Raw genomic sequence first — 25,783 nt, 5'->3', positions numbered from 1 at the left:
CCCCCTCCCGCCGGAGGGCGAGTGCGGGACGTGTCCGCTTCAGGGTTCGCATTCAGCCCGTCCGGCGTTTGAGGACGCGGCCGCAGGCCGCTCCCGCCGCAGGCGGCAACGCACCCGCAGTGGGAAGGGGCGGGTGGGGGACAAGCCCGTCGTCGGCAGCCGCAGGCCCGTCCCCCATGGCGCCACCTACCAAGCGAACGCCTCCGGTGCCTGCCCCGGGCCCGGGAAGATGTCGTCGAGGGCCGAGAGCAGGTCGTCGGACAGCCGGAGTTCGACCGCCCGCAGTGCGGAAGAGAGCTGATCCGCTGTGCGCGGCCCCACGATGGGGCCGGTGATGCCGGGCCGGGAGAGGAGCCAGGCCAGGGCCACCTCGCCGGGTTCGAGGCCGTGCTTGTCGAGGAGGTCCTCGTAGGACTGGATCCGGTCGCGGACCGTCGTGTTCGCGAGCGCCTCCGCCGACCGCCCGGAGGCGGAGGTTCCGTCGCGTTCCTTGCGCAGGACGCCGCCGAGGAGTCCGCCGCCGAGCGGCGACCAGGGGATGACGCCGAGGCCGTACGCCTGTGCCGCCGGGATGACCTCCATCTCGGCGCGCCGCTCGACGAGGTTGTAGTGGCACTGCTCGCTGACGAGGCCGAGCGCGCCGCGCCGCCGCGCCGCCTCGTTCGCCTGGGCGATGTGCCAGCCGGCGTGGTTCGACGAGCCCACGTAGAGGATCTTGCCTTGCTGGATCAGGACGTCCACGGCCTGCCAGATCTCGTCCCACGGCGTGCGGCGGTCGACGTGGTGGAACTGGTAGAGGTCGATGTGGTCCGTCCGCAGCCGCTTGAGGCTGGCGTCGACGGCGCGGCGGATGTTCAGGGCGGACAGACGGTCGTGATTGGGCCAGACAGGGCCGTCGGGGCCCATGTGACCGAAGAGCTTGGTGGCGAGGACGACCTTGTCGCGCCGCTCGCCGCCCTTGGCGAACCAGGTGCCGATGATCTCCTCGGTGCGGCCCTTGTTCTCGCCCCAGCCGTAGACGTTGGCGGTGTCGAAGAGGTTGATGCCGGCGTCGAGCGCGGCGTCCATGATGGCGTGGCTGTCGGACTCGTCCGTCCGGGGACCGAAATTCATCGTCCCCAGCACGATCCGGCCGACCTTGAGCCCCGTGCGTCCGAGCTGCGTGTACTCCATGGGCACCAGCCAACGCCTTCGAGTGCGCTCCGATCAAGGGTGACCCGCGCCGTACGTCTTTACGGGCGGCCCGCGTAGGGCTCGCCGACGCCCCACGCCTGGTGCATCGCGTCGGCGAACGCGGCGGCGATGCGGTGCTCGCCCGAGGCGTTGGGGTGGGTGCCGTCGTAGGTGTCGCCGTCGATGTCCCAGTCCCGCGGGTGGGAGGCCAGGAGCAGGGGCGAACCGGGGGCGTCGAGGTCGGCGACCGTCTTGCCGAGCAGCTCGTTGAACCGCTCGACCTCGGCCGCGAAGGCGGGGTCGGCCAGGGCGCGGACGTTGGGGATGACGGGCAGCAGCACGGCCCGTACGCGCGGATTCGCCTCGCGGGCCGCGGCGAGGAAACGGCGGACGTTCTGGGTGGTCTGCTCGGCGTCGGTGTAGAAACCGAGGTCGATCAGGCCGAGCGAGATCAGCAGCGTGTCGGCCTTCCCGGCCCGCACGGCGTCCTTGATCAGCGGGGCCATGTGCTGCCAGCCCTCGCCCCACCCGGCGAGGTGCGCCCGTGCGCGCTCGGGGAAGTCCGGGTCGCCGTAGTCGAGGGAGACGGGTGCGTCGGCGGCCGGCTCGTGCAGCTCCTTGCGCGGCCCGACGATCTTGTACGGGCCGCCGTAGGAGGCGTTGAGGTGCTGCCACATGCGGTAGCGCCAGGTGAGGTCACCGGCGCTACCGATCGTCATGGAGTCGCCGACGAACATGATCCGCATGGACCCATCATCGCGCACGGGACGCGGCTCCCTCTCCGGAGGGAATCGGCACGGCCATTCCGCCGGGCCGCCGCGGTTCGGACGCGGCGCGCCCGCGCGCGGGCCGAAGACTCGTACCGCTGATCAGCCACGCGGTACGAGGGAAGGACCACGGCCCATGTTCGAGGACGCCCACGCATTCAGCAGCTTCGCGGTGAACGACACCGGTCGCGCCAAGGAGTTCTACGGCACGACGCTCGGCCTGCGGCTTTCCGAGGAGTCCATGGCGGGCCACACCTTGCTGACGCTCCGGCTCGCGGGCGGCGGTACCGTCCTGGTCTACCCCAAGGAGAACCACACCCCGGCGTCGTTCACCGTGCTCAATTTCCCTGTGGACGACATCGACAGGGCTGTGGACGAACTCGGCCGCCGCGGCGTGACCTTCGAGCGCTACCCCGGGTTCCACCAGGACGAGAAGGGCATCGCCCGCGACGGCGGTCCGCGGATCGCCTGGTTCACCGACCCCGCGGGCAACGTGCTGTCCGTGCTCCAGGCCGGCTGATGTCCCCGTCGGCGCCGTCGGCGGAGCCGGTCCGCCGGCCGCTGTGGTGGCGCTGCCTCCTCGGCGGCCTGGCGCTGTGGGTGCTCGCCCTCGTCGTCACCTACGCCACGCAGAACACGAACCTGCTGCCCACCCTCATCCTGCTCGGCAGCTTCCTGATCCCCTTCTGCTTCGCCCTGTGGGCCTATGAGAAGGAACGCGGCCTCGGGCTGGATGTGCTGCTCGGCTGCTTCGTCGTCGGCGGCGTGCTGGGGGTGCTCGGGGCGTCCGTCCTGGAGTATTACCTGCTGCACCCCTCGGTGTGGCTCTTCCTCGGCGTCGGCCTGATCGAGGAGGCGGTGAAGGCGGCGGCCCTGATGTTCGTCCTGCGCCGCCACCGTGAGATCCGCGGCCTGCGTGCCGGGCTCGTGCTCGGCGCGGCGGTCGGCTTCGGCTTCGCCGCCTTCGAGAGCGCCGGTTACGCCTTCAACGCGCTCTTCACCCTGCACGGGATGTCGCTGCGTGGCCTGGTCGAGACCGAGATCCTGCGCGGGCTGCTGGCCCCCTTCGGCCACGGCCTGTGGACCGCGATCCTGGGCGGTGCCCTGCTTGCCGACCGCGAGGCCGGGCACTTCCGCCTCACCGGCCGGGTCGCCGGCACCTACGTGGGCGTGTCCGTGCTGCACGCCCTGTGGGACTCGGTCAGCGGCATCGCCGTCTGGCTGGTGTACGCCCTGACCGCCACCCCGCGGCAGCACGCCCTGTTCGACCACGGCTACATCCCGCGCCCGACGGGCGAGCAGAAGCACCTCTACACGCTGTTCTCCGACGGCGGCCTCGTCGTGGTGGCCCTGCTGGGTGTGGCATGGCTGCTGTCGGTGGCGCGGGGGACACGACGGCGATGACGGGCGGACGGCGTGGAGACGGCCGTACCCGGTGCCGTGGCACCGGGTACGGCCGGGTTGCGGGGAGGATCAGCTGTCGGTCCAGCCGTAGTTCACCACGGAGCCGTGGCCGCCGCAGTCGCCTCTGAAGATCCAGTAGCCGGTGCCCACCCACGCGCCGTAGAGCCAGGTGCCGTCGGAGCACTGGGTCCACGACTGCGACCTGCCGTAGTCGACATGGCAGTTCGCGGTCCAGACGGTGCCCGTGTTGCGGAAGCTGTCGCACGACGAGACGTGCGCGGGTGCGGCGGAGGCCGCGGTCGTGCCTCCCACCACCCCGCCGGCTGCGAGGAGCGAGGATACGGCGGCGTACGTCAGGCGGCGTTTCATGTTCTTCATGACTTCCCCTCCGGTGCGACGCTGCACTGGTCGGACGTGAACCTATAGGCGGCGCGCCCGAGTCGAAGCGCGGAAATTCGCCAACCTGTTCACCGGGGAAGTGGATCAGGCCCGGATCCTGGGAATCCGGGCCTCACCAAAGGGGCTGACTATGATCGGCTGCCTGGATCTTCCTTCTCCAGCAGGGCCAGTTCGCGGCGGAGGGCGGTGATGGCCTCCTCTTTCTCGGAAGCGGAACGCGTCCTATCCGAACGCAGCGTCTCGATCTTGCTTTGGAGAAAGGCGCGTTCCGCTTCCCGGTCCCGTGGTGCGCGGGCGGTTTCGCGTGCGAATTCCTCCCGCAGGTCGGCAACCGGGGCGGGCTCCTCCGATTCCGGTTCGTCCGGCCGGCGGTCGCGCGGCGGCCCGGGTGGCTGGGACATCGGCACGCTCAGCTCTCCACCGCGAAGGCGTAGTCCGGGTCCAGGAAGACCGTGCGGAATCCCGTGTTGTCGGTCCGGATATAGCTGTCCGCGCTGCTCAGCAGCTGCCAGGAGCCCCACGCTCCGCCGCTGTCCCGGGTGATCAGCATCGTCCGGAGCGCGCCGAAGCGGTTGGTGTGGCTGTACGAAGGCTGGAAGGTCTCGACGATCGGCGCCCAGGACCCGATCCACCCGCCGGTCTGGTCGGCCGGCGCGGCGGCGTAGTCGTACTGATAGATCAGGTCGTACCGCTGCGCGGCCTGATTCCACAGCAGCGCCTGATTGCGCCAACTTCCGGGTGTGAGCTGCCAGGTGCTGTTCCATACACCCAGAACCTGATAGTCCTGACCGTGCGCGGACCTGGTCATCAGATAGGCGCCGAGGGAGGACCACGGAATGTCGATCTGCCAGTGGTCGTCGCGCGCCCAGTCGAAGACCTTGAAACGCGGAGCGTCCTGGGAGTAATAGGAGACGAATGCCTCAAGGCCCTTGCCCGCCCGGTTCATGGCGGTGAGATAGAGCCACGTATTGACATTTCCGCCGGGCGAGGTCGGGCAGATGACTTCCCAGTAGAGGGAAGTGCCCTGGGCGAATCCGGTCTTGAACGGGGTGTTGTAGAAGACGCCGTAGCCGACGCCGCCGGGCGTCGGGGCGTCCGCGCGGTCACGCAGCCCGAGGGCCGGCTCGCCGAGCCTGTCGGCCAACTGGGCCTGTGCCGCCTGTCGTTCGGCCGGGCTCAGCGTGGGGTGCGTACGGGCCATGTGCACCTTGCTCGCCAGGAAGGCCAGCTCGGCGTGCTCGTCGGGTTGTCGGCCGGCCGTACGGCGGAAGGTGTCGCGCTCGTCCGACGGCGGGGCGGACGGCTCCTGGCCGGAGTTCGGAGTGGGTACGGGGGAGTCGGGTGGGACGTCCATCGACGCGCCTCCTCCGGGGAGGGTGGAGCGGATGGCGACGGCCGCCGGGACAGGGGGCCGCAGCCTATGTGCGCATGCTCGCGGCACGTCCCCGGCAGGGCAAGAGGAAATGGTGCAGATTCACCCGAAGGTGACGTTCCGGGGAGGCGGCGACCCGGTTCGGTCCGCCGCCTCCCCGGGAACGGGACGGGTCAGAGGCGTTCGATCACGTAGTCGACGCAGACCGTCAGCGCCTCGACGTCCGACGGCTCGATCGCCGGGAACATCGCCACGCGCAGCTGGTTGCGGCCCAGCTTGCGGTACGGCTCGGTGTCCACGATGCCGTTCGCCCGCAGCGTCTTCGCGACCGCCGCCGCGTCCACCTCGTCGGAGAAGTCGATCGTGCCGATGACCTGCGACCGCTTGGCCGGGTCGGTGACGAACGGGGACGCGTACGGCGACTTCTCCGCCCAGGAGTAGAGCCGCGAGGAGGAGTCGGCGGTCCGGGCGACCGCCCAGTCCAGGCCGCCCTGCCCGTTGATCCACTCCAGCTGCTCGTTGAGCAGGAAGAGGGTGGAGAGGGCGGGGGTGTTGTACGTCTGGTTCTTCAGCGAGTTGTCGATCGCGGTCGGCAGCGAGAAGAACTCGGGGATGTGCCGCCCGGACGCGTGGACACGCGCCGCGCGCTCCAGGGCCGCCGGGGAGAACGCGGCCAGCCACAGGCCGCCGTCGGCGGCGAAGGACTTCTGCGGGGCGAAGTAGTAGACGTCGCTCTCGGTGATGTCCACGGGCAGCCCGCCCGCGCCGGACGTGGCGTCCACCAGCACGAGCGCGCCCGCGTCGGCGCCCGCCACGCGCCGGACGGGCGCGGCGACACCGGTCGACGTCTCGTTGTGCGTGAACGCGTAGACGTCGGCACCCGCCTCCGCCTCCGGCTCCGGGTGCGTCCCGGGCTCCGACGAGATGACCGTCGGCTCCGCCAGCCACGGTGCGAGCTTTGCCGCTTTCGCGAACTTCGAGGAGAACTCGCCGAAGGAGAGGTGCTGCGACTTGCTCTCGATGAGTCCGTGCGTCGCGATGTCCCAGAAGGCGGTGGACCCGCCGTTGCCGAGGATCACCTCATAGCCCTCGGGCAGCGAGAACAGCTCCCGGATGCCGTCCCGCACCTTGCCCACCAGGTTCTTGACCGGGGCCTGGCGATGAGACGTACCGAGCAGTGAGCTCCCGGTGGCGGCGAGGGCACCGAGCGCCTCCGTCCGCACCTTGGAGGGGCCCGCGCCGAAGCGTCCGTCGGCGGGCTTGATGTCAGCGGGGATCTGGATATCAGCCACGGTTGCAGGGTAGCGGCAGGTTGTCCTTGGGCTGGGGGCGGTCCAGGGGGTGAGACTTTTGTCCGCGGGGTGTGTGTGGTTCGCGGGTGCGGGGTGTTTGTGCCTTGCGGTTCGGGTGGCCTCAAGCGCCGGCCGGGCTTGGTTTGTGGTGGGTGCCGGGGGTGGGTCTTCCGGGCTGGGGACCTGGAACGCGGTGCGGGTGCCGTTTCGCGTATGGAGTGCCCCGAATTCGCACCGCGTTCCAGAACCCCACCCTCCAGCCCCACCCCCTCCCACCGGAGGGCGAGTGCGGGAGGTATCCGCTTCAGGGTTCCCATTCTGCCCGTCCGGCGATTGAGGACGTGCCCGCAGGGCGCTCCCGCCGCAGGCGGCAACGGACCCGCAGTCGGGGGTCTGGGGCAGCGCCCCCCACGCGGCGGAGCCGCACATCAGACGCAGCCGGGAAGGGGCGGGCAGGGGAAAGAGCCCGCCGCAGGCGCCACGGACCCGCGCCCGGGGGCCCGGGGCACGCGCCCCGGTGCGGCAAGGGGCGGGGAGGAAAAAGCCCGCCGCAGGCGCCCAACACCCCCGCAATCCCCCTCACTCTCGCCACACTTGACCCATGAATGACCCCCGCCACCTCCACGCCGCCCTGCGAGCAGCCACCCGCGGAGACGTCGCCTTCGACCCGGGCAGCCGCGCCCTGATCACCATGGACGCCTCCAACTACCGCCGCCTGCCGCTCGGCAGATTCGCCCCGCGCGACGAAGAAGACGTCGAGGCCGCCCTCGCCGTCTGCCGTGAGCACGGCGTGCCCGTCGTGGCCCGCGGTGGCGGGACCTCGATCGGTGGGCAGGCCACAGGAGTCGGGGTGGTCATGGACTTCACCCCGTACATGAAGGAGATCACCGGGATCGACCCGGAGGCCCGTACCGCCGTCGTGCAGCCCGGCGTCGTGCTGGACACGCTGCGCGCGGCGGCGCGGAAGCACGGGCTGACGTTCGGGCCCGACCCGTCGACGCACGCGCGCTGCACCCTCGGCGGGATGATCGGCAACAACGCGTGCGGCTCGCACTCCGTCGCCTGGGGTACGACGGCGGACAACGTACGTGAGCTGCGGGTTCTCACATACGGCGGCGAGCGGGCGCGGCTTCGGCGCGGGCTCGGCGGGCTGCCGCCGCGGCTGGCCGAGGGGCTGCGGGAGCTGGCCGAAGGGCAGTTGGCGCTGCTGCGTACCGGCTTTCCGGAGCTGCCGCGGCGGATCTCGGGGTACGCGCTGGACCAACTGCTGCCCGAGAAGCACGTCGACGTGGCCCGCGCGTTCACGGGCAGCGAGGGCACGCTCGGGGTGCTGACCGAGGCGACGGTCGCCCTGACGGCGGCGCCGCGTGCCCGTGCCCTGGCGGTGCTGGCGTACGGGCACGAGAGCGCGGCGGCCGACGCGGCGCACCTGCTGCTGCCGTTCGGGCCGCTGACCGTCGAGGGCATGGCCGCCGATCTCGTGGGTGGCGCGTCCGGGCTGCCGAAGGGCGCGGCCTGGCTGTTCGTGGAGACCGGTGGGGACTCCCCGGCCGAGGCGGCTGCGCGCGCCGGGGAGATCGTGCGGGCGGCGGCGCCGGAGACGACCGGCCATACGGTGATCACCGACCCGGCGGGGCAGCGCGCCCTGTGGCGGGTACGGGACGACGCCGCCGGCACGGCCACCCGCATGCCGGACGGCACCGAGGCGTGGCCCGGCTGGGAGGACTGCGCGGTTCCGCCGGCCCGGCTGGGCGCTTATCTGCGCGAGTTCCGGGCGCTGTTGGGCCGCTACGGGCTGCGCGGCGCGCCGTACGGGCACTTCGGTGACGGCTGCGTGCACGTACGCGTCGACTTCGACCTGGTGAGCGCGGGCGGGGTGCGGCGCTTCCGGGAGTTCTCCGAGGACGTGGCGGAGCTGGTCGTCGCGCACGGTGGTTCGCTGTCGGGCGAGCACGGTGACGGGCAGGCGCGGGCGGAGCTGCTGCCGAGGATGTACGGTCCCGGGATGGTGCGGGCCTTCGAGTGCTTCAAGGACCTCTGGGACCCGGAAAACGGCCTCAACCCCGGCATCCTGGCCCGCCCCCACCGCTTGGACGAGAACCTCCGCTTCGCGTCCCTGCCCAAGGGTCCGGTTGACGTGGAGTTCGCCTATCCGGGTGATGGCGGGGACTTCACGGCGGCGGTCCGGCGGTGCGTGGGCGTCGCCAAGTGCCGGGAGACGGTGGTGACCGGTGCGGGCGTGATGTGCCCCTCGTATCGCGTGACGGGCGAGGAAGCGCACTCCACGCGCGGCCGCGCCCGGCTGCTGCACGAGATGCTGGCGGGCGAGGTCGTACGGGACGGCTGGCGCTCCGGGGAGGTCCGGGACGCGCTGGACCTGTGCCTCGCGTGCAAGGGGTGCCGCAGCGACTGCCCGGTGGGTGTCGACATGGCGACGTACAAGGCGGAATTCCTCCATCACCACTACGCGGGCCGGCTGCGGCCCGCGGGTCACTACTCGATGGGGTGGCTCCCGGTGTGGCTCCGCGCGGCCTCGGCGCTCCGGGCGGCGCCGCTCCTGAACGCGCTGGCTCGCGGTCCGCTCGGCACGGCCGCCAAGCGGATCGGCGGTATCGCGCCGGAACGGACGCTGCCCACGCTGCCGGGGAGGACGTTCCGGTCCTGGTGGGCGGGGGCGGAGCAAGCGGACGGCTCCGTCGACACCGTGCTGTGGCCGGACACGTTCACCGACCACCTCGCGCCGCGGGTCGGCCGGGCCGCCGTCGCCGTGCTCCACGACGCCGGTCTGCGCGTCACGCTCCCGCCGAAGGCGGCGTGCTGCGGCCTCACGTGGATCTCCACCGGCCAACTCGCCACCGCGCGACAACAGTTGAGGCGAACCCTCGATGTCATGGCCCCCGCCCTCGACGCCGGCCTCACCGTCACCGTCCTGGAACCGAGCTGCGCCGCCGCGCTCCGCACCGACCTGCCCGGGCTCCTCCCCGACGATCCCCGCGCGCACCGGCTCGCCGCGTCGGTCCGCACCTTCGCCCAGACGCTCGAAGAGCGCGCGCCGCACTGGGCGCCGCCGCGCGTCGACCGTCCCGTGGTCGGGCAGACCCACTGCCATCAGCACGCGGTGCTGGGGGACGGTGCGGAGCGCCGATTGCGCGAACGCGCCGGACTGACCGGGGAGTTGAGCGGAGGATGCTGCGGCCTCGCCGGGAACTTCGGTTTCGAGCGGGGGCACTACGGCGTGTCCGTCGCCTGCGCGGAGGAGCAACTGCTGCCGTCGGTGCGGGCGGCCGGGGCGGGGGCCGAGGTGCTGGCCGACGGGTTCTCCTGCCGTACGCAGCTCGGCGGGCTCGCGGGGCGCGAAGGGCGGCACCTGGCGGAGGTGCTCGCGGATTGCCTCCCAGGCAACTCCCGTAAGCAGTACGAAAAATAAAGGCAAGCACGCTTGCTTGTTTCTCTGGTGGCTGGGAGCCTCGGGGCGGCGGCAACGCCAGGCACGGGGGGCCGGCGCAATCGTTCGTCACATCACCTGTCCCAGAGGAGTACGCGGTGATCAACCCCGTCGAGGCAGCCGAGGACCTACGGATGGCCGGGGCCCGCTCCCCGCTCCGCGTCGGCAACGCCTCCGGTTTCTACGGAGACCGCTTCGACGCCCTGCGCGAGATGCTCACCGGCGGCCCCCTGGACGTGCTCACCGGCGACTATCTCGCCGAACTCACCATGCTCATCCTCGGCCGGGACCGGCTCAAGAACCCCCGGCGCGGATACGCCAAGACGTTCCTCGGCCAGCTGGAGGAGGGGCTCGGGCTCGCCGTCGACCGGGGCGTGAAGCTCGTCGCCAACGCGGGCGGGCTCAACGCCGCCGGGCTCGCCGACGAGATCCGCGCGCTCGCCGACCGCGTGGGCGTGTCCGTGCGCGTCGCGCACGTCGAGGGCGACGACCTGCTCGCCGAGCGCGACTGGGGGCCGGGCGTGCTCACCGCCAACGCCTATCTCGGCGGCGCCGGGATCGCCGCCTGCCTGCGGGCGGGCGCCGACGTCGTGGTCACCGGCCGCGTCACCGACGCCGCGCTCGTCACCGGACCCGCCACCGCGCACTTCGGCTGGCTGGCGGAGGACCTCGACCGGCTCGCGGGCGCGGTCGTCGCCGGGCATGTCCTGGAGTGCGGCGCGCAGGCGACCGGCGGCAACTACTCCTTCTTCCAGGAGATATCGGGCCCGCACGGCGTCGGGCACCCCGGCTTCCCCATCGCCGAGATCCACGCGGACGGCTCCGCGGTGATCACCAAGCACCCCGGCACGGGCGGCGCGGTGACCGTCGGCACGGTCACCGCCCAGCTGCTCTACGAGACCGCGGGCCCGCGCTACCCCGGCCCCGACGTCACGGCCCGGTTCGACACCGTGCGGCTCACGGACGACGGGCCGGACCGGGTGCGGATCAGCGGGGTGCGGGGCGAGGTCCCGCCGCCGACCCTCAAGACCGGCCTCACCCGGGTGGGCGGCTGGCGCAACGAGGTCGTGTTCGTCCTCACCGGCCTCGACATCGAGGCCAAGGCGTCCCTCGTCCGCGAGCAGCTCGAAGAGGCCCTCGCCCGGCGCCGCCCGGCCGAGGTCCAGTGGACCCTCGCCCGCACGGACCGCGCCGACGCGCCCGTGGAGGAGGAGGCGAGCGCCCTGCTGCGGCTCGTCGTGCGCGACCCCGACCCCGAGGTGGTCGGCCGGGCCGTCAGCAGCGCGGCGATCCAGCTCGCCCTGTCCAGCTACCCCGGCTTCCACGTCACGGCCCCGCCGGGCAACAGCATGCCGTACGGGGTCTTCGAGGCGGCGTACGTCGACGCGTACGCGGTGCGGCACGTGGCGGTGCTCCCCGACGGGACACGGCTGAGGATCCCGCCGTGCTCGGGCGCCGGGCGGCACGGGGAGCCGGACCCCGGATCCGCCCCGCCTCCCGGGCCGGGGACCGGCACCCTCGCGGCGCTCCCGTCCCCGCCGCTGCCCCCGCCCCTGCCCGCCGGCCCCACCCGCCGCGTCCCCCTCGGGACGATCGCCGGCGCGCGCAGCGGGGACAAGGGCGGGTCCGCCAACATCGGTGTGTGGGTCCGGAGCGACGACGCCTGGCGCTGGCTCGCGCACGAGCTGACCGTCGAGCGGTTACGCGAACTCCTGCCCGAGGCCGCCCGGTTCACCGTCGAGCGGCACCCGCTGCCCAACCTCCGGGCGCTCAACTTCACCATCGACGGGATCCTCGGCGAAGGCGTCGCCTCCCAGGCCCGCTTCGACCCGCAGGGCAAGGCGCTCGGCGAGTGGCTGCGCGCGAGGCACGTGGACATCCCGGAGGCGCTGCTGTGACCACCCTGGCGTCCGCGCTCGACCCCGCCGGTCCCGAATACCTCGCCGCCCGCGAGGCCATGCTCGCCAAGCTCGCCGAACTCGACGCGGAACACGCGAAAGCACTCGCGGGAGGCGGCGAGAAATACGTCGCACGGCACCACGCCCGAGGCAAGCTGCTCGCCCGTGAGCGCATCGAACTGCTCCTCGACCCCGACACGCCTTTCCTGGAACTGTCACCGCTCGCCGGCTGGGGCAGCGATTACGCGGTGGGCGCGTCCATCGTCACCGGTATCGGCGTGGTCGAGGGCGTGGAATGCCTCGTCACGGCGAACGACCCGACCGTACGGGGCGGTGCCAGCAATCCCTGGACGCTGAAGAAGGCCCTGCGCGCCAACGAGATCGCCCTCGCCAATCGCCTGCCCTGTATCGCGCTCGTGGAATCCGGCGGCGCCGATCTGCCCAGCCAGAAGGAGATCTTCATTCCCGGCGGCGCCCTGTTCAAGGACATCACCCGGCTGTCCGCCGCCGGCGTCCCGACCGTCGCGGTCGTCTTCGGGAACTCCACCGCCGGTGGCGCGTACGTCCCCGGAATGTCCGACCACGTCATCATGGTGAAGGAACGGGCCAAGGTCTTTCTCGGCGGGCCGCCCCTGGTCAAGATGGCCACCGGTGAGGAAGCGGATGACGAGGCGCTGGGCGGCGCCGAGATGCACGCGCGGGTCTCGGGACTCGCTGATCACCTCGCCGTCGACGAACTCGACGCGCTGCGCCAGGCCCGGCGGGTGGTCGCACGCCTCAACTGGCGGAAATCCGGGCCCGTTCCAGGGACCGTGGTTCCTCCTGTGCACGACGAGGAGGAATTGCTGGGCGTCGTGCCCGGCGATCTGAAGGTTCCCTTCGATCCCCGCGAGGTCATCGCCCGCGTGGTCGACGGCTCCGGCTTCGACGAGTTCAAGCCGCTGTACGGCACCAGCCTGGTGACCGGGTGGGCGCGGCTGTACGGATATCCGGTGGGCGTCCTCGCCAACGCCCAGGGCGTCCTCTTCAGCGCCGAGTCCCAGAAGGCCGCGCAGTTCATCCAGTTGGCGAACCGGCTCGACACCCCGTTGCTCTTCCTGCACAACACCACCGGCTATATGGTCGGCCAGGAATACGAGCAGGGCGGCATCATCAAGCACGGATCGATGATGATCAACGCCGTGTCCAATTCCCGGGTCCCGCACCTGTCGGTGCTGATGGGGGCCTCGTACGGCGCCGGGCACTACGGCATGTGCGGGCGGGCGTACGACCCCCGGTTCCTCTTCGCGTGGCCCAGCGCGAAATCCGCCGTCATGGGACCGCAGCAGCTGGCGGGCGTGCTCTCGATCGTCGCGCGCGCGGCCTCGGCGGCGAAAGGGCAGCCCTACGACGACGAGGCCGACGCAGGTCTGCGGGCCGCCGTGGAGCGGCAGATCGAGGCGGAATCGGCGGCCCTGTTCCTCTCGGGGCGGCTCTACGACGACGGTGTCATCGATCCGCGCGACACGCGGACCGTGCTGGGCCTCTGCCTTTCCGCCGTGCATTCCGCGCCCGTGGAGGGCGCGCGTGGCGGCTTCGGTGTCTTCCGGATGTGAGGGCTCTCGTGACGATTCATTCCGTGCTGGTCGCCAATCGGGGCGAGATAGCCTGCCGGATCTTCCGCACCTGCCGTGAACTCGGTATCACGACCGTCGCGGTTCATTCGGACGCCGACGCGTCCGCGCGGCACGTGCGGGAGGCGGACGCGTCCGTGCGGCTGCCGGGGTCGGCCGCCTCCGGCACCTATCTGCGCGGGGACCTCGTGGTGAGAGCCGCGCTCGCCGCCGGGGCGGACGCCGTGCACCCGGGATATGGATTCCTTTCCGAGAGCGCGGAGTTCGCCCGCGCGGTCGCCGCGGCCGGGCTGGTGTGGATCGGTCCGTCGCCGGCCGCGATCGAGGCCATGGCGTCGAAGACCCGGGCGAAGGAATTGATGGCCGCCGCCGGGGTGCCCCTGCTCGCGGCCCTCGATCCCGCCGGTATCACCGAAGCCGGGCTGCCGGTGCTCGTGAAGGCCGCCGCCGGTGGTGGCGGGCGCGGAATGCGCGTGGTGCGCGAGCTCGGCGAACTCGAGGGCGCGCTGGCCTCGGCCCGTACCGAGGCGCTGTCCGCGTTCGGCGACGCCGAGGTGTTCGTCGAGCCGTATGTGGAGGACGGGCGGCACGTCGAGGTGCAGGTGCTCGCGGATGCGCACGGCTGCGTGTGGACGCTGGGCACCCGCGACTGCTCGCTCCAGCGGCGGCACCAGAAGGTGATCGAGGAGGCGCCGGCGCCGTTCCTCCCCGAGGAGTCGCGCTCCGCCCTTTCGGAGGCCGCCGCCGAGGCCGCACGGGCCATCGGATATGTGGGCGCGGGCACCGTCGAATTCCTGATGGGCCGGGACGGACGGCCGTACTTCCTGGAGATGAACACCCGCTTGCAGGTGGAGCACCCGGTCACCGAGTGCGTGTACGGCGTGGATCTGGTCGCCCTGCAATTCCGGGTGGCGGAGGGAATGCCGCTGGGCGAGCCGCCGGTGGCGAACGGGCACGCGGTTTCCGCGCGGCTCTACGCGGAGGATCCGGCGAACGGCTGGCTGCCGCAGACCGGGGTGGTGCGGTGCCTGGAAGTGGGGGCCGGTGCCTCCGCCACGGCCGTCGCCCCCGCCATGGGCGGTGGCCTTTCCGCGGCCGGCGGAATGCTCCGTGTCGATTCCGGCGTCGAGGACGGCGATTCCGTCAGCGCGCATTACGACCCACTGCTCGCCAAGGTCATCACCTGGGCACCCACGCGGGCCGAGGCCGTGCGACGGCTCGCCCGCGAACTGGAGCGCGCCCGCGTCCACGGGCTCGTGACCAACCGGGAATTGCTCGTACGCGCGCTGAGGCACCCGGAGTTCGTCGCCGGGCAGATGGACACCGGATTCTTCGACCGGTATCTCCCCGAACTCACGGAGCCCGGGGACGGTGCAGCCGTACGCGTCGCCGCCCTGGCCGCCGCGCTCGCCGACGCCGCCGCGCGGCGGACGGCGGAGATTCCCCCGGTGCCCCGCCACGTGGGCGGGTGGCGCAACCTCCCTTCCCGGCCGCAGGTCAAGCGCTATCGCACCGAGCCCGGCGGGGAAGAGATCGAGATCCGCTACCGGCTCGGGCGAAACGGGCTGGAGGCCGAGGAATTCCCGCACGTCCGGCTGCTGAGCGCGCACGCCACGGAAGTCGTGCTGGAGACCGGCGGCATTCGCCGCGCGTACGAGGTGGCCGCGTACGGCGACCGCGTGCACGTGGGCCCGCACGCGTTCTTCGCCCTGCCGCGCTTTCCCGAGCCCCGCACGCGGATCGCGCCCGGATCCCTTCTCGCGCCCATGCCCGGTGTCGTCGTGCGGCTCGCCGAAGGTCTCGCGGTCGGGGAAGCCGTGCGCGCCGGCCAGCCTTTGGTGTGGATCGAGGCCATGAAAATGGAACACCGTGTCGTCTCGCCCGCCGACGGCACACTCGCCGTCCTGCACGCCGTCCCCGGCCGTCAGGTCGAGGTCGGCGCCCTGCTCGCCGTCGTCACCGAGGAGCCGACGCCATGACCCTTGTCGAGAGCACGGAACACGCCGATCTCCGCGCCGCCGTCGCCGCGCTCGGCCGCCGCTACGGACGGGAATACGTCGCCCGGGCCGTACGGGAAGGGAAGCACACCGACGAGCTGTGGGCGGAGGCCGGTGAGCTCGGATACCTGGGCGTGAACCTGCCCGTCGAGTACGGCGGCGGAGGAGGAGGCATCTCCGAACTAGCCATTGTCCTGGAGGAATTGGGAGCCGCCGGAAGCCCGCTTCTGCTGATGGTCGTCTCACCCGCGATCTGCGGCACCGTGATCGCCCGCTTCGGCACGGAGGGGCAGAAGCGGAAATGGCTGCCCGGACTGGCCTCCGGCGCGCTCCGCATGGCCTTCGGCATCACCGAGCCCGAGGCCGGTTCCAACGCGCACCGCATCACCACGACCGCCCGCCGGGACGGCGACGGATGGGTGCTCAACGGGCGCAAGGTCTTCATCTCGGGAGTCGACGCCGCCGACGCCACACTGATCGTCGGGCGCACGGAGGACGCGCGGACCGGCAAGCTCAAGCCCTGCCTCTTCATCGTCGGGAGGGAAACACCCGGTTTCTCGTTCCGGCGGATCCCTATGGAACTCGCCTCGCCCGAAGCGCAGTTCGAGCTGGTCATGGACGACGTCCGGTTACCGGGCGACGCCCTGGTGGGCGACGAGGACGCCGGTCTGCTCCAGCTCTTCGCCGGACTCAACCCCGAGCGCGTCATGACCGCGGCGTTCGCCATCGGCATGGCTCGCTATGCCTTGGGCCGGGCCGTGGAATACGCCCGCACGCGACAGGTGTGGAAAGAACCCATAGGCGCCCATCAGGCCATCGCGCACCCCCTCGCGCAGTCGCACATCGAGATCGAACTCGCCCGGCTCATGATGCGAAAGGCCGCTCATCTCTACGATTCCGGTGACGACGCCGACGCGGGGGAAGCCGCGAACATGGCGAAGTTCGCGGCCGCCGACGCCGCCGTGCGCGCCGTCGACCGGGCCGTGCACACCCTCGGCGGCAACGGCCTCTCCACCGAGTACGGGCTCGCCCAGCTGATCACGGCGTCCCGGGTGGCGCGGGTCGCGCCGATCAGCCGGGAGATGATCCTCAATTACGTGTCGCACCGAACGCTGGGACTCCCCAAGTCCTACTGACCAGAATCGAGTTGCCCGATGCTCGTCCGCCGTTCCCATGAGCAGGGGATAGCCACCCTGACGCTCGATTCCCCGCATCATCGCAACGCCCTGTCCGCACAGCTCGTCGGTGAGCTGCACGACGCTCTCGCCGGGGCGGCGGAGGATTCCGGTGTCCGGGCCGTCGTTCTGACGCACACCGGCAACACGTTCTGCGCCGGTGCCGACCTGAGCGAGGCGGGCTCGGACGCGTCGGCTCCGCTGGGGCTCGTCCGGCTGATGCGCGCGGTCGTGGAGCTGCCCAAGCCCGTCGTCGCCGTCGTCGACGGGCACGTCCGGGCCGGCGGGCTGGGGCTGTTGGGGGCCTGCGACATCTCCGTGGCGGGGGAGCGGTCCTCGTTCGCCTTCACGGAGGCCCGGCTGGGGCTGGCGCCCGCAGTGATCTCCATGGTGCTGCTGCCGCGGCTGGACGCCCGCGCGGCCGCGCGCTACTTCCTGACCGGCGAGCGCTTCGGCGCGGCGGAGGCCGCCCGCACCGGGCTGGTGACGCTGGCCGGCGAGCCGGACGAGGTCCTCGCGCCGGTGCTGGACGGGCTGCGGCGCGGCTCGCCGCAGGGGCTCGCCGAGTCCAAGCGGCTGGTGACGGCTGAGGTGCGGCGCGTCCTCGACCGCGACACGGACGCGCTGGCCGGGCGGTCCGCCCGGCTGTTCGCCTCGGAGGAGGCGCGCGAGGGCATGACGGCGTTCCTGGAGCGGAGGGATCCCGCATGGGTCCGGTGAGCGCGCCCAAGCAGGACCGCAGCCGCGCCACCCGGCAGCGGCTGCTGGAGGCGGCCGTGGAGTGCCTCGCGGAGTACGGCTGGGCCGGTTCGACGGTCTCCGTGGTGGCCGAGCGGGCCGGGGTGTCGCGGGGCGCCGCGCAGCACCATTTCCGTACGCGGGAGGACCTGTTCACCGCGGCCGTCGAGTACGTCGCCGAACAGCGCTCGGCCGCCCTGCGCGCCGCACTCACCCCGGCCGGCCTGATCTCCGGCCCGGCCCGCACCTACGTGGTCGTCCGCGAACTCGTCGGCGTCTTCACCGGCCCCCTCTTCAGCGCGGCCCTCCAGCTCTGGGTCGTCGCCGCGAACGAGGAGCCGCTCCGCGCCCGCGTGACGGACCTGGAGACACGGGTGGGCCGGGAAGTGCACCGGATGACCGTGGAACTCCTGGGCGCGGACGAGAGCCGCGAGGGCGTACGGGAAGCGGTGCAGGGCGTGCTCGACATGGCCCGCGGCATGGGCCTGGCCAACCTCCTGACGGACGACAGCGCCCGCCGCGAACGCGTGGTGGCCCACTGGTCGGACGTCCTGGACGCGATGCTGCGGACACCGGCTCCCGAGCGGGAAGGGGGCGGCGGAGAGGGATGAGCGGGCTCGGCCGAGGGCGCCGCGGCGTTGTCATGGTGCGCATGCCTGTCATCCGAAGATAAGGAAGAAACATGCAAACCGCCGGTCTGGTCTTCTTGTTGATCGCCGTCATGTCGAATGCCATCGTTTACGGCACCGACGCCTTCTGCGCGCTCGTCCAGCGGTCCGCCATGGCGCGGGCCGACGATGTCACGCTGGCCCGCGCCATGGGTTACGTCCATCTCTACGGTGACCGCCGCATGCCCGTCGCGGGTGCCGTCAGCGTCGTCGCGATCGTGCTCGGCATCGTCACGACGGCGCTGGCCGGCTCGTACGCCTCGGCCGTGCTGGCGGGCACCGCGGCCGTGGCCGCGGGCGTCTGGCTGGTCGTCTACGCCAAGGTCAGCGCGCCGATCAACCGGGCGTTCGTCGAAGCCGTCCTCGCGGACCGGCAGCCCGAGGACGCCCGTGCGCTGCAGCGGGGCTGGGACAGGGTCATCAACCTCCGTGTCGCGCTACAGGGTTATCTGCTCGCGGCACTGACCGTGGCCGTCGCCGTCCGCTGAGCCCGGCACCCATGAAGCCCCCCGGACCCGCCGCGCGGGCCCGGGGGGCGGGATTCAGCTCCGTACCGCCGGGATGTCGGCGTAGCCCGAGATCTCGCGGGGGTTGCGGGGGCCGGGGCCCACGTAGCGGGCCGACGGGCGGACCAGGCGGCCCGTCCGCTTCTGTTCGAGGATGTGCGCGCTCCAGCCCGCCGTGCGGGCGCAGGTGAACATCGACGTGAACATGTGCGCCGGGACCTCCGCGAAGTCCAGCACGATCGCGGCCCAGAACTCGACGTTCGTGGCCAGCACCCGGTCCGGGCGGCGGTTGTGGAGCTCCTCCAGGGCCGCCTTCTCCAGCGCCTCGGCGACCTCGAAGCGGGGCGCGGCCAACTCCTTGGCCGTGCGCCGCAGGACGCGCGCGCGGGGGTCCTCGGCGCGGTAGACGCGGTGGCCGAAGCCCATGAGGCGCTCACCGCGGTCCAGGGCCTGTTTGACGTACGCCGTCGCGTCGCCCGTGCGCTCGATCTCCTCGATCATGCCGAGCACCCGGGACGGCGCCCCGCCGTGCAGCGGGCCGGACATCGCGCCGACCGCGCCGGACAGGGCGGCGGCGACGTCCGCGCCGGTCGACGCGATGACGCGGGCGGTGAACGTCGAGGCGTTCATGCCGTGTTCGGCCGCGGAGGTCCAGTACGCGTCGACGGCCTTGACGTGCCGCGGGTCGGGCTCGCCGCGCCAGCGCTTCATGAAGCGCTCGACGATGGTCTCCGCCTTGTCGATCTCCCGCTGCGGGACCATCGGCAGGCCCTGCCCGCGCGCCGACTGGGCGACGTAGGAGAGCGCCATGACGGCGGCGCGGGCGAGGTTGTCGCGGGCGGTCGCCTCGTCGATGTCGAGGAGCGGCTTGAGGCCCCAGACGGGGGCGAGCATCGCCAGCGCCGACTGCACGTCGACCCGGATGTCACCGGAGTGCACGGGGATCGGGAACGGCTCGGCGGGCGGCAGACCGGGGTTGAACGAACCGTCGACCAGCAGACCCCAGACGTTCCCGAAGGACACCTGACCGACCAGGTCCTCGATGTCCACACCGCGGTAGCGGAGTGAGCCGCCTTCCTTGTCGGGTTCTGCGATCTCCGTCTCGAACGCGACGACTCCTTCGAGTCCGGGTACGAAGTCGGACATCAGGCGGCTCCTCATGATGTGTGCGACGAGCGGGTCCGGGCCGGTTACGCGGCCGCTCGGCGCGGCTCGCGGTCCGGATCGGTCAACCCGGTCATGCCCCGTGCGGCTGTCTTTCACCCGGTTCCGCGCCCGGCCCTTCGCGGGCGCCGGGTACCGGATTCAGGCCGGACACGATAGCTGGTGATGTGCGGGCCCCACAGCCTCCCGCCCTGCGATTTTGAGGTGTCCGGACAGACGCGGGGAAGGGTGATGTCCGGCACACCGCGGAATTCCGCGATCGCCGGGTCCGGGGGGAACGCGAAGGGCAGACTGATCGGCTACGCCCGAGTGGGCGAAGAGGGCCGGTGTTGCAAGATGAGCGCGTGACCCATCCCGATGAGTTCCTCACACCGGAGTCCCGCCCGCCGGAGTTCCACGCGGGCGCCCTCGACCCCGCCGGCATGCGCGAGCAGTACGGCTCCCGGGGCCTGCTGGAGACGGACCTGGCCACCGGCCCGTACGAGCAGTTCGCCGTCTGGTTCGCCGAGGCGTTCGCGAGCGGGCTCCAGGAACCCAACGCCATGGTCCTGTCGACCGCGGATGCCGAAGGACGGCCCAGCGCGCGGACCGTGCTCCTCAAGGGCTATGACGAGCGCGGTTTCGTCTTCTACACCAACTACGGCTCGCGCAAGGCCGGTGAGATCGACGGCAATCCGCACGTCTGTCTGCTCTTCCCCTGGCACCCGCTCGCCCGGCAGGTCATCGTGACGGGCACCGCGCGGCGGGTGGACCCGGCGGAGACCGCCGCGTATTTCCACTCCCGGCCGCACGGCTCGCAGCTCGGCGCGTGGGCGAGTTCCCAGTCGGCGGTCGTCGGCTCGCGCGCGGAGATCGACGCGGCGTACGAGCGGCTGGCCGCACGCTATCCGGAGGGCGAACCGGTGCCGGTGCCCACCGGGTGGGGCGGATTCCGGGTGGTCGCGGAATCGGTGGAATTCTGGCAGGGCCGCGAGAACAGGCTGCACGACCGCCTGCGGTATGTCCTGGCGGACGGCCTCTGGCGAGTGGAGCGGCTCTGCCCGTGAGGGCGCGGCCGGAGGGACCCGGAAAACGCAGCGATCCGTGGGCCACTGCTCGTCATGACGACGAGCGCCGAGCGGACGACTCGGCAGCCCACGGATCGGGTGACTGCTCGGGATTGGCCGGCGGAGCCGGCGTTGCGCTGTGCGCGACGACGGGCGCTAGCCCGCAGTCACCTCACGCGTCCGGACTGAAATCATGTCCCGAACCACCTCCCTTCTCGTGTGCGCACCACCCTAGGAAGCGTGCCGGAGAGCCACAACCCAATTTCCTGTGGGCAACGATTTCCCCGAAGACGGTGTGGTGCACAGCACGGTCGAGTTGAATGGCCCGTCGTGCAGGACATGCAGACGCGTCCAGCTGGGGGTACCTCGTGACCGCACCACACCAGTCCGGGCCGGTCCGCCCGGAAGCACTCGCCGGGCCCGGGTCCGGTTCCGCCCCCGGCGCCGACTGCGACGACTCGGACCTTCTCGCCGCGCTCCTCGACGGGATGGACGCGGCCCTGTGCGCGTTCGACGCCGACGGCACGGTCACCCACTGGAACCGCGAGGCCGAGCGGATACTGGGCTGGACCGCGGCCGAGGCCGTCGGGCGGCACGGGCTGGCCGGCTGGGCGGTGCGCACGGCGGACGCCGAGGAGGTCACCGCGCGGCTGATGGCCGCGATGCGGGCGCACGGCCGCCAGGTGCACGAGTTCGCGCTGCTGACCAAGGACGGCGGGCGGGTCCTCGTGCGTACGCAGCTGTCGGCGGTACCCGGTGCGGACGGCAGGCCCGCGGGCGCGTACTGCGCCTTCAGCGAGGTGCACACGCAGATCGACCTGGAGCGGTCGATCGCGCTGAGCGAGGCGCTGTTCGGGGACGCGTCGTGGGGCGTGGTCCTCGTGGACGCCGATCTGCGCCCGGCGCTCGCCAACGCGCATGCGGCGCGCGCCTTGCGCTCGGGGCGGACGGCGCTGCTGGGGCGCCCCCTCGGTGAGCTGCTCGACCAGGGTGTGGAGGAGATCGAGGGCGCCCTCCAGCACGTACTGGCCGCCGGCGCCCCGCCCGCCCCCACCGACCTCTGGGTCACTCTGCGCGACCAGGGCGGGGCCCCGCCCGAGCGGCGCTGCTGGCGCAGCGGCTTCCTGCGGCTGGCCTCGCCGCTGGCGGAGGAGCCGGTGCCGCTGGGGGTGGCGTGGCTCTTCCTGGACGTGACGGCGACCCGGCTCACCGAGCAGGACAGCGCGCGACTGCGCTTCCGCGGCAGCCAGTTGCACCGCGCGGGCCGGGCGGTCGCCGAGTGCGAGGACCCGATGGAGGCCGCCACCCTCTATCTGGACTTCGCGCTCGCCGGCTTCGCCGACCACGCCCTGGTCGACCTGCTGCCGGAGCCGGAGGCGACCCCGAGCGAGCCGGTCAGAGTCGTACGGGCCGCGGCCACGCCGTCCGGTACGCCCGGCCCGGCCGCCTCCCCGGCGACCGTCCGGGGCGGCATCCCGGTGCCGTACGCGGAGGGCCACCCGGCGCTCCAGGCGGTCGAACGCTGCGGTTCCGTACGGGCGGTCTCGGACTGCTCGGAAGGGTGGGCGGCGGCGCGCAAGTGGCCGGACGGCACGCTGCACGCCCTGGCGACGCCCCTGCGCAGCCGGGGCCGGACGGTGGGCGTGGTCACCTTCCTCCGCGGCCCGTCCCGGCGGCCGTTCGACAGGGCGGACGCGACGTACGCGGAGGACATCGCCTCACGGGTGGCGGCCTCGGTCGACCTCGCGGTGGCGGCGGGCGGTTAGAACCGGGGGGCTGGAGCGGGGGAGCGGAGCGGTCAGTGCCGGAAGAAGATGCGGTCGCCGTACTCGTCCATGACGCGGCCGTTCCACTCGTGGCCCCCGTCGACGTTCCCGGAGCGGAGCATCGGCGGGTCGATCCCCCGCTCGGCGAGCGCCCCCGCGGCACAGGCGACGACGGCTTGCATCAGCGCGCTCGTGACCACGGTGGACGCCGGGCCGAAGGGCGCGGCGATGCCGTCGGCGGTCAGCTCCGCGTCCCCGATACCGATCTTGCTGTCGATGACGAGGTCGCAGTGGTCCTTGAGGAACGTCCCCGACGTGTGCCGCGACCGGGTGTGCTCGGCGTAGGAGAGCGACGTGACGCCGACGACGCGGAGCCCGAGCGCGCGGGCGTTCATGGCCATTTCCACGGGCAGCGAGTTGCGGCCCGACAGCGAGATGATGACCAGCACGTCACCGGCCCGCGCGGGGCTCGTGTCCAGCACCGCGCCGGCGAGGCCGTCGACCCGCTCCAGCGCGCTGCCGAGGGTGGCGGGCATGACGTCGAGGCCGATGACACCGGGCACGGCGAGCAGGTTGACCAGGGCGAGGCCGCCCGCGCGGTAGACGACGTCCTGGGCGGGCAGCGAGGAGTGCCCGGCACCGAAGACGAAGATCCGGCCCCCGGCCGCCACGGCGTCGGCCAGCATCGACCCCGCCGTGGCGATGTGCTCCGCCTCCTCGTCGCGCACCCGCCGCAGGAGCCCGATCGCGGCGTCGAAGAACTGCCCGGCCAGCTTGTTCTCGCTCATCGCTGCGGGGCTCCTTAGCTAGGGATCCGGTGGCGCGTACGGTCTGGGCGTACGCTCGTGGCGCGGATCACGTTGCGGTCTGGACCTGGGCCCTGTCAATACGACGACGGCGGGCGTCGCCGTCCGCGGCACCGTTGTCAGCGATATGCGTCAGAATTGAGTCCGGGGCCAGCGCACGACTTATCAAGGGGCACGCATGTCCGGTTTGATCGACACCACGGAGATGTATCTCCGCACCATTCTCGAGCTCGAGGAGGAGGGTGTGGTCCCCATGCGTGCCCGCATCGCCGAGCGGCTCGACCAGAGCGGCCCGACGGTGAGCCAGACGGTGGCCCGCATGGAGCGTGACGGCCTGGTCTCGGTCGCGGGCGACCGGCACCTGGAGCTCACCGAGGAGGGCCGCCGGCTGGCCACGCGCGTCATGCGCAAGCACCGCCTCGCGGAGTGCCTGCTCGTCGACGTGATCGGCCTGGAGTGGGAGCAGGTGCACGCCGAGGCGTGCCGCTGGGAGCACGTGATGAGCGAGGCGGTGGAGCGGCGCGTGCTGGAGCTGCTGCGCCACCCCACGGAGTCGCCGTACGGCAACCCCATCCCGGGCCTGGAGGAGCTGGGCGAGAGGCCCGAGCCGGATCCCTTCCTCAACGACGGCATGGTCAGCCTGATGGACCTGGAGCCGGGCAGCGAGGGCAAGACCGTCGTCGTCCGCCGCATCGGCGAGCCCATCCAGACGGACCCCCAGCTGATGTACACGCTGCGCCGGGCGGGCGTGCAGCCGGGCGCGGTCGTCAGCGTGACGGAGTCCGCGGGCGGCGTGCTCGTCGGCAGCGGCGGCGAGGCGGCGGAGCTGGAGGCGGACATCGCCACGCACGTGTTCGTGGCGAAGCGGTAGTTCCGGCGGCGGTGGCGGTCGGGGCGCTGCCTGCGCCCCCTCTTTTCCGGGGCCGCGCCCGAGGTCCTTTCCGGGGTCGTGCCCCGAGTCCTTTCCGGGGTCGCGCCCCAGGCCCCGTCGACCGCGCTCCGCGCGGTGTCCTCGAAGGCCGGACGGGCCGGAGTGCGCGGACCGCGGGTTCGTCGCCCGCGGGACGGGGGACGCTGGAGTGCGCGGATCGTGGGTTCGTGCCCTGAGGGTCCGTACTTCCGGCCCGTCGGGGACCCCCAAGGGCGCTCTGCTCCACTCCGCGACGCCGAGCCCGCGCCCCCCCGGCCCGCCGCGGGTGGCGCGGTCAACTCCGGCCCGGACTCCCGGTATGGGGCGCAAAGCCCCCCGCCTCATGCCACGCTGGCGCTGACGCATATGCGCGGTGCGCCGTCGTCCCGGGGAGGGGGCTGCGATGAGGTCGGTGGCCGGGGATGACGAGGGCCCCGGCGCTCTCACGAGCAGCCGGGGCCCTGCCTCCCCATGCACCCCCGTGGCGACCCGGAGCCCCGAGCTCCCAGGGTCCGCCCCGTGGACCTTCTTCCCCGAGCGGTCCACGCCCAGGTCGATTACTCCCCTGGGCGCCGCCGGTCAACCCTTCAGCAAGGTCACTCGAACGAGGGGTGTTGCACGCGACAGCCGAGTGTTCGAATACCAGTTCTATACAGTGGAGCTGATCGGGGGAGAAAAGGGGGTGCCAGGCTCATGGCGCGGCGTATCGACGTGAGTGGAGGCGGCGGAGTTCGGCTCGCCGCCTGGGAGTTCGCGGACCCGCCGAAGGCGGAGGGCGGCCCGGAGGGCGCGGTGCTGCTGCTCCACGGTCTGATGGGCCGCGCCGCGCACTGGGCGGAGACCGCCCGCTGGCTCTCCACCCGCCATCGCGCGGTCGCCCTCGACCTGCGGGGCCACGGCCGCAGCGAGCGCCCCGTCGACGGCCCCTTCACCCGCGAGGCGTATGTCGCGGACGCCCAGGCCGCCGTCGAGCAGCTCGGGCTCGCGCCCGTCACCCTCGTCGGCCACGCCATGGGCGCCCTCGTCGCCTGGCAGCTCGCCGCCCGCCGCCCCGATCTGGTGCGGGCCCTGGTGATCTGCGAGATGCGGGCCTCCGCGCTGGGGGTCGCCGGGCGGCGCGAGTGGGGCGAGTGGTTCAAGTCCTGGCCCGTGCCCTTCGCCACGCTCGCGGACGTCCGCAAGTGGTTCGGGGAGGACGACCCGGCCCTGGAGCGCCCCAAGCCGGCCCGCGGCGATTTCTACGCCGAGGTGATGGCGGAGCGCTCGGACGGCTGGCGCCCGGTCTTCTCCCGCCGCCAGATGCTGCTCGCCCGCGAGACGTACGCACGCGACGCGCACTGGGAGGACCTCGCGCTGGTGCAGTGCCCGACGCTGGTCGTCCGCGGGCTCGACGGCGAGCTGGGCCGGGCCGAGGCCCACGAGATGGTGCGGGTGCTCCCGCGCGGGGTCTACGCGGAGGTCCACGACGCGGGCCACTTCGTGCACTACGACCAGCCGGACGCCTGGCGGCGCGAGGTCGAGCGCTTCCTGGAGACGGCGCTCCCGGCGTAGCCGGGCGTCCTCTTGGCCGGTCCTCACACCGGCCGGTCCTCGCGCGGAAAATTCAACAAGCGTTGACATAATTCGGGTGCGAGGTGTCCACTG

The 25,783-nt window shown here is 72.3% G+C and carries 22 protein-coding genes; 14 read left to right on the top strand and 8 right to left on the bottom strand.

The annotated features are described in order from the left end of the window. Nucleotides 1–186: 186 nt before the first annotated feature. Both ACH427_RS05730 and ACH427_RS05725 read right to left on the bottom strand, forming a co-directional pair. Complete coding sequence (locus ACH427_RS05730) at nt 187–1,173, bottom strand: aldo/keto reductase (protein WP_398868125.1); 987 nt, start codon at nt 1,171–1,173, stop codon at nt 187–189. A gap of 59 nt (nt 1,174–1,232) precedes the next feature. After that, on the bottom strand, nt 1,233–1,919 hold the full coding sequence (locus tag ACH427_RS05725) for a GDSL-type esterase/lipase family protein (RefSeq protein ID WP_398868290.1): 687 nt from the start codon (nt 1,917–1,919) through the stop codon (nt 1,233–1,235). A gap of 157 nt (nt 1,920–2,076) precedes the next feature. On the opposite strand from ACH427_RS05725, the gene ACH427_RS05720 reads away from it, so the two are divergent. Together ACH427_RS05720 and ACH427_RS05715 are read left to right on the top strand one after the other, a co-directional pair. Next, nucleotides 2,077–2,460: a VOC family protein gene (locus ACH427_RS05720; protein ID WP_398868124.1), complete on the top strand. Its 384-nt coding sequence runs from the start codon at nt 2,077–2,079 to the stop codon at nt 2,458–2,460. Beyond that, a complete protein-coding gene (locus ACH427_RS05715) occupies nt 2,460–3,344 on the top strand; it encodes a PrsW family intramembrane metalloprotease (protein ID WP_398868123.1) in 885 nt (294 codons plus the stop codon). The genes ACH427_RS05720 and ACH427_RS05715 overlap by 1 nt, the downstream gene beginning before the upstream one ends. Nucleotides 3,345–3,413: 69 nt before the next feature. On the opposite strand, the gene ACH427_RS05710 is transcribed toward ACH427_RS05715, so the two are convergent. From ACH427_RS05710 to serC, 4 genes are all read right to left on the bottom strand, one after another. Continuing rightward, complete coding sequence (locus ACH427_RS05710) at nt 3,414–3,722, bottom strand: hypothetical protein (RefSeq protein WP_398868122.1); 309 nt, start codon at nt 3,720–3,722, stop codon at nt 3,414–3,416. 149 nt (nt 3,723–3,871) lie between these two features. Then, nucleotides 3,872–4,150, bottom strand: a complete 279-nt coding sequence (locus tag ACH427_RS05705) for a hypothetical protein (RefSeq protein ID WP_398868121.1) — start codon at nt 4,148–4,150, stop codon at nt 3,872–3,874. Nucleotides 4,151–4,152: 2 nt separating this feature from the next. Continuing rightward, complete coding sequence (locus tag ACH427_RS05700) at nt 4,153–5,097, bottom strand: hypothetical protein (protein ID WP_398868120.1); 945 nt, start codon at nt 5,095–5,097, stop codon at nt 4,153–4,155. Between the two features lie 191 nt (nt 5,098–5,288). Beyond that, nucleotides 5,289–6,407, bottom strand: a complete 1,119-nt coding sequence (serC, locus tag ACH427_RS05695) for a phosphoserine transaminase (RefSeq protein WP_398868119.1) — start codon at nt 6,405–6,407, stop codon at nt 5,289–5,291. 601 nt (nt 6,408–7,008) lie between these two features. Here serC and ACH427_RS05690 point away from each other — a divergent pair. The 8 genes from ACH427_RS05690 to ACH427_RS05655 all read left to right on the top strand — a co-directional run bounded on the left by ACH427_RS05690 (nt 7,009) and on the right by ACH427_RS05655 (nt 18,429). Further along, nucleotides 7,009–9,834 carry an FAD-binding and (Fe-S)-binding domain-containing protein gene (locus ACH427_RS05690; RefSeq protein ID WP_398868118.1) on the top strand — a complete coding sequence of 942 codons (2,826 nt, stop codon included), beginning with the start codon at nt 7,009–7,011 and terminating at the stop codon, nt 9,832–9,834. A 152-nt stretch (nt 9,835–9,986) separates the two neighbouring features. After that, entirely contained in the window at nt 9,987–11,750 is a 1,764-nt protein-coding gene (locus ACH427_RS05685; protein ID WP_398868289.1) for an acyclic terpene utilization AtuA family protein, read from the top strand. Beyond that, on the top strand, nt 11,747–13,345 hold the full coding sequence (locus ACH427_RS05680) for an acyl-CoA carboxylase subunit beta (RefSeq protein ID WP_398868117.1): 1,599 nt from the start codon (nt 11,747–11,749) through the stop codon (nt 13,343–13,345). The genes ACH427_RS05685 and ACH427_RS05680 overlap by 4 nt, the downstream gene beginning before the upstream one ends. Before the next feature lie 8 nt (nt 13,346–13,353). After that, on the top strand, nt 13,354–15,342 hold the full coding sequence (locus tag ACH427_RS05675; protein ID WP_398868116.1) for an acetyl/propionyl/methylcrotonyl-CoA carboxylase subunit alpha: 1,989 nt from the start codon (nt 13,354–13,356) through the stop codon (nt 15,340–15,342). Next, nucleotides 15,339–16,496, top strand: a complete 1,158-nt coding sequence (locus ACH427_RS05670; protein ID WP_398868115.1) for an acyl-CoA dehydrogenase family protein — start codon at nt 15,339–15,341, stop codon at nt 16,494–16,496. Before ACH427_RS05675 ends, ACH427_RS05670 begins: the two co-directional genes overlap by 4 nt. Before the next feature lie 18 nt (nt 16,497–16,514). Continuing rightward, nucleotides 16,515–17,255, top strand: coding sequence for an enoyl-CoA hydratase family protein (locus ACH427_RS05665; protein ID WP_398868114.1), 741 nt, complete (start codon nt 16,515–16,517; stop codon nt 17,253–17,255). Further along, the gene (locus ACH427_RS05660) at nt 17,243–17,884 is read left to right on the top strand and encodes a TetR/AcrR family transcriptional regulator (RefSeq protein ID WP_398868113.1); all 642 of its coding nucleotides are present in this window, start codon (nt 17,243–17,245) and stop codon (nt 17,882–17,884) included. The genes ACH427_RS05665 and ACH427_RS05660 overlap by 13 nt, the downstream gene beginning before the upstream one ends. Before the next feature lie 71 nt (nt 17,885–17,955). Next, a complete protein-coding gene (locus ACH427_RS05655) occupies nt 17,956–18,429 on the top strand; it encodes a DUF1772 domain-containing protein (RefSeq protein WP_398868112.1) in 474 nt (157 codons plus the stop codon). A 54-nt stretch (nt 18,430–18,483) separates the two neighbouring features. On the opposite strand, the gene ACH427_RS05650 is transcribed toward ACH427_RS05655, so the two are convergent. Beyond that, the gene (locus ACH427_RS05650; RefSeq protein ID WP_398868111.1) at nt 18,484–19,593 is read right to left on the bottom strand and encodes a citrate synthase 2; all 1,110 of its coding nucleotides are present in this window, start codon (nt 19,591–19,593) and stop codon (nt 18,484–18,486) included. Nucleotides 19,594–20,033: 440 nt separating this feature from the next. On the opposite strand from ACH427_RS05650, the gene pdxH reads away from it, so the two are divergent. Further along, nucleotides 20,034–20,657: a pyridoxamine 5'-phosphate oxidase gene (gene pdxH / locus ACH427_RS05645; protein ID WP_398868288.1), complete on the top strand. Its 624-nt coding sequence runs from the start codon at nt 20,034–20,036 to the stop codon at nt 20,655–20,657. A gap of 368 nt (nt 20,658–21,025) precedes the next feature. Further along, entirely contained in the window at nt 21,026–22,423 is a 1,398-nt protein-coding gene (locus tag ACH427_RS05640; RefSeq protein WP_398868110.1) for a PAS domain-containing protein, read from the top strand. Nucleotides 22,424–22,455: 32 nt separating this feature from the next. Here ACH427_RS05640 and ACH427_RS05635 read toward each other — a convergent pair whose 3' ends face one another. Further along, nucleotides 22,456–23,211, bottom strand: coding sequence for an SIS domain-containing protein (locus tag ACH427_RS05635; RefSeq protein WP_398868109.1), 756 nt, complete (start codon nt 23,209–23,211; stop codon nt 22,456–22,458). Nucleotides 23,212–23,407: 196 nt separating this feature from the next. Here ACH427_RS05635 and ACH427_RS05630 point away from each other — a divergent pair, with 196 nt between their 5' ends. Both ACH427_RS05630 and ACH427_RS05625 read left to right on the top strand, forming a co-directional pair. Beyond that, nucleotides 23,408–24,100, top strand: a complete 693-nt coding sequence (locus ACH427_RS05630; RefSeq protein WP_398868108.1) for a metal-dependent transcriptional regulator — start codon at nt 23,408–23,410, stop codon at nt 24,098–24,100. Between the two features lie 732 nt (nt 24,101–24,832). Beyond that, nucleotides 24,833–25,690: an alpha/beta fold hydrolase gene (locus ACH427_RS05625; RefSeq protein ID WP_398868107.1), complete on the top strand. Its 858-nt coding sequence runs from the start codon at nt 24,833–24,835 to the stop codon at nt 25,688–25,690. The last annotated feature ends 93 nt before the right edge of the window (nt 25,691–25,783 follow it).

Source organism: Streptomyces sp. NPDC020379 (genome assembly GCF_044387105.1).
Classification (GTDB): Bacteria; Actinomycetota; Actinomycetes; order Streptomycetales; family Streptomycetaceae; genus Streptomyces.
Note: the sequence above shows the minus strand (reverse complement) of the source record. Positions and strands in the feature narration are given on the sequence as shown.

Bases quoted from the DNA above. Each gene is read 5' to 3' on its own strand.
- ACH427_RS05685 (WP_398868289.1), top strand. From the start codon at position 9,987: ATGGCCGGGGCCCGCTCCCCGCTCCGCGTCGGCAACGCCTCCGGTTTC.
- ACH427_RS05670 (WP_398868115.1), top strand. From the start codon at position 15,339: ATGACCCTTGTCGAGAGCACGGAACACGCCGATCTCCGCGCCGCCGTC.
- ACH427_RS05710 (WP_398868122.1), bottom strand. From the start codon at position 3,722: ATGAAGAACATGAAACGCCGCCTGACGTACGCCGCCGTATCCTCGCTC.
- ACH427_RS05715 (WP_398868123.1), top strand. From the start codon at position 2,460: ATGTCCCCGTCGGCGCCGTCGGCGGAGCCGGTCCGCCGGCCGCTGTGG.
- ACH427_RS05625 (WP_398868107.1), top strand. From the start codon at position 24,833: ATGGCGCGGCGTATCGACGTGAGTGGAGGCGGCGGAGTTCGGCTCGCC.
- ACH427_RS05720 (WP_398868124.1), top strand. From the start codon at position 2,077: ATGTTCGAGGACGCCCACGCATTCAGCAGCTTCGCGGTGAACGACACC.
- ACH427_RS05630 (WP_398868108.1), top strand. From the start codon at position 23,408: ATGTCCGGTTTGATCGACACCACGGAGATGTATCTCCGCACCATTCTC.
- ACH427_RS05635 (WP_398868109.1), bottom strand. From the start codon at position 23,211: ATGAGCGAGAACAAGCTGGCCGGGCAGTTCTTCGACGCCGCGATCGGG.
- ACH427_RS05650 (WP_398868111.1), bottom strand. From the start codon at position 19,593: ATGTCCGACTTCGTACCCGGACTCGAAGGAGTCGTCGCGTTCGAGACG.
- ACH427_RS05655 (WP_398868112.1), top strand. From the start codon at position 17,956: ATGCAAACCGCCGGTCTGGTCTTCTTGTTGATCGCCGTCATGTCGAAT.
- ACH427_RS05725 (WP_398868290.1), bottom strand. From the start codon at position 1,919: ATGCGGATCATGTTCGTCGGCGACTCCATGACGATCGGTAGCGCCGGT.
- pdxH (WP_398868288.1), top strand. From the start codon at position 20,034: ATGCGCGAGCAGTACGGCTCCCGGGGCCTGCTGGAGACGGACCTGGCC.
- ACH427_RS05700 (WP_398868120.1), bottom strand. From the start codon at position 5,097: ATGGACGTCCCACCCGACTCCCCCGTACCCACTCCGAACTCCGGCCAG.
- ACH427_RS05730 (WP_398868125.1), bottom strand. From the start codon at position 1,173: ATGGAGTACACGCAGCTCGGACGCACGGGGCTCAAGGTCGGCCGGATC.
- ACH427_RS05690 (WP_398868118.1), top strand. From the start codon at position 7,009: ATGAATGACCCCCGCCACCTCCACGCCGCCCTGCGAGCAGCCACCCGC.
- ACH427_RS05665 (WP_398868114.1), top strand. From the start codon at position 16,515: ATGCTCGTCCGCCGTTCCCATGAGCAGGGGATAGCCACCCTGACGCTC.
- ACH427_RS05660 (WP_398868113.1), top strand. From the start codon at position 17,243: ATGGGTCCGGTGAGCGCGCCCAAGCAGGACCGCAGCCGCGCCACCCGG.